At 65.0% G+C, this 2,855-nt stretch carries 1 protein-coding gene and 1 pseudogene; one reads left to right on the top strand and one right to left on the bottom strand.

The window, feature by feature from the left end; all coding sequences use genetic code 11:
• Positions 1 to 353: 353 nt before the first annotated feature.
• Positions 354 to 1,568: a PucR family transcriptional regulator gene (locus AHiyo1_RS23860; RefSeq protein ID WP_059390274.1), complete on the bottom strand. Its 1,215-nt coding sequence runs from the start codon at positions 1,566 to 1,568 to the stop codon at positions 354 to 356.
• A 220-nt stretch (positions 1,569 to 1,788) separates the two neighbouring features.
• On the opposite strand from AHiyo1_RS23860, the pseudogene ald reads away from it, so the two are divergent.
• Positions 1,789 to 2,855: pseudogene (ald, locus tag AHiyo1_RS23855) on the top strand (alanine dehydrogenase); the annotation flags it as partial.

The following is a 2,855-nucleotide window of genomic DNA, read 5'->3' as shown; positions in this document are numbered from 1 at the left end:
CCCAGCCCCGGTCCGACCGGACCCGCTAGCCCAACCCCGACACCGGATCCGACGGATCCAGCGTCTCCGACTCCCGCACCCACAGGTTCTTGGAAGCCACGGACCCCGGCCAGCCCCACACCGACGCCACCGCCTACCCAACCGGGCGTCGATCTTGGGTCGATTCTGGACGCAGCAACCAAGGCACTGCAGTGAGGATGGGAGGGCATCGAGCATTTGCCGTCGAGTGGCACGGACGATGCTGCCGGAACACCCGGACGCAGATGATTCAGCACCGCCCGGACCGCTGGCGCTGCAGCCTTCAGTTGAGGCAGTTCAACAAGTAGGCCAGCGCGGTTTCCGGTACCTGCGCTTCAAATCCGCGGTCGGCCAGCCCAGCGGCGCGCCTTGAGCGTTGCGTGGAGTTCGAGCCGGGTGGCGCCATTCAGCGGATCCGCTCCGATAAGCTGGCGGACCCTGGCCAGTCGGTTGTAGATGCTGCTGCGGTGCAGGTGGAGCTTCGAGGCCACATCCTGAACGGAGCCGTCGCTGTCGTAAAGCAGTTCGAGCACGGGCAGCAGCTCGCCGTTGCGGTCGGCGTCCTCGATCTCCTGGAAGTGCACGGAACCCGAATCGTCCCACCCCCCGGGCGCCTGTAGCCGTTCGAACAACTGATAGATCCCGGCCGAGCGGCTGTCCACGAGCTCGCCGAGCGGAGGATCGACGGCGGCAGCCTGGGCCGCGAGCTTCGACTGCCGGTACGCCCGGCCCAGTTGGCGAATAGCCGAAAACGGCTCGCTGATGCCAAGAATGACGCGGTCCACTTTTCGGCCGGCGCGCTTGGCGAGTTCCAGCTGATAGTGGACCAGGACCTGGGCATGCTCTGCCCGTCCGCCCGTTTCGCGGAACAACAGGACCGAGTGCGTCTCAGTCCCGGCGCTGAAAAGCACGGAATCGACCCCGATAGTGGCCTGCAGTGCGGCGGAACGGTGTGTCAGGGTCGCCGCGATCGGATCAGAGACACCGCCGCTGTCCGCAGCATCGAGCACGGTAACCAGCTGCCACGGTCCCCTGCCTTGGATCTCCTTCCATCCCGCCACGGCCGCCACCGCGTTGGACTCGCCTTGGCATGCAGCGAGGAATTCCTGCTCACGGCGGCGCCGGAACTCCGATTCCGCCGTGTTGGAATCGAGCAGCAACCCCGCGAGGAGGTCCAACTCGTCACGGACGCCGGGCAATTCGGCGAGTATCGCCGTCGCGGTCTGCTCGTCAAGGTCCTGCTGGACCCAGAGGTATCCCACACGGAATCCGCGCACCAGCAACGGGACGCAAACCCGCCCGACCATCCCGAGTTCTTCATTGGCTGGTACGACGACGGGACGCACCGCGGTTGCGATGCCGTGCGAGAGCTGCCAGGCGCTGACGTCCACCGGGACACGCTTGCTGAGGAGGAAATTCACGCGCACGCGGTCGGCGTGGGACTGGTTGGAGCTGTAGGCGAGCAGCACGCCGTCGAGGTCTTCCAAGGAGAGGCCGCGGCCCAACTTGAGTGCTACGTCCTCAACGATTTTCTCCACGTCTTGCTGCATGGAGAAAACACTACTTTGCCCCACGAACATCAGGCGACACCTGACGCCCTCAATATCGACAAATGTCGAGTCGAGGGCGGCAAAAACCGCGGAATTCCGGGGAAGTCGGCAACCGTGACGATCGCCTTTCCTGTCGACTGGCTCACAGCGGATTTATTCTGGAAGCACAGTCCCCCGCAGAGAAAAAGGCCGTTGAAGCCTTTCGAAGATGGAGCCCAAAATGATCATCGGTGTCCCCAAAGAGATCAAGAACAACGAATTCCGCGTTGCCATCACGGCCGCGGGCGTTCACGAGTTCCGCACCCACGGCCACACCGTTCTGGTGGAACGGGGCGCAGGCCTGGGCTCCGGTATCACGGACGAGGAATACTCGGTTGCCGGCGCTGAGATCGTGGCCGAGGCCGACGACGTCTGGGCACGCGCTGACATGGTCATGAAGGTCAAGGAACCGATCAAGGCCGAGTACCACCGCTTCCGCAAGGGCCTGATCCTCTTCACCTACCTGCACTTGGCCGCCGAGGCCGAGCTGACCCAGGAACTCATCAACTCCGGCGTCACGGCCATCGCCTACGAAACCGTCCAGGACGGCCGCGCGCTGCCTCTGTTGGCACCCATGTCCGAGGTTGCCGGCCGCCTGTCGGTCGTCGTCGGCGCTTCCTCCCTCATGGCTCCGGCCGGTGGCAAGGGTGTGCTGCTGGGCGGCGTACCCGGCGTCCGCCCGGCCAAGGTTGTTGTCCTCGGCGCCGGTGTTGCCGGTACCAACGCCGCCGCCATGGCCTTGGGCCTGGGCGCCGACGTCACCATCCTGGACATCAACATCAACCGCCTCCGCGAACTGGACGCCTCTACCAGGGCCGCCTGAAGACGGTCGCCTCCAACGCATACGAGATCGAGAAGTCCGTGGTCGACGCCGACCTCGTCATCGGTTCCGTGCTGATCCCGGGCGCCAAGGCCCCCAAGCTGGTCACCAACGAGCTGGTTTCCCGCATGAAGCCCGGCTCCGTGCTGGTGGACATCGCAGTGGACCAGGGCGGCTGCTTCGAGGACACGCACCCCACCACGCACCAGGAACCCACGTACAAGGTCCACAACACGATCTTCTACTGCGTCGCCAACATGCCGGGCGCCGTTCCGAACACTTCCACTTACGCCCTGACCAACGTCACCCTGCGCTACGCGGTGTCACTGGCCAACCTGGGCGTCAGGGCTGCATTCGACCGCGACCCCGCACTGGCGGCCGGCCTCAACATCGCGGCAGGCAAGGTCACGCACCGCTCGGTTTCCGAG

This window comes from Arthrobacter sp. Hiyo1 (assembly GCF_001263615.2).
Taxonomy (GTDB): domain Bacteria; phylum Actinomycetota; class Actinomycetes; order Actinomycetales; family Micrococcaceae; genus Arthrobacter.
Note: the sequence above shows the minus strand (reverse complement) of the source record. Positions and strands in the feature narration are given on the sequence as shown.

What these genes read in the sequence shown, in the direction of transcription:
- AHiyo1_RS23860 (WP_059390274.1), bottom strand. Translation starts at nt 1,568, where the DNA reads ATGCAGCAAGACGTGGAGAAAATCGTTGAGGACGTAGCACTCAAGTTG.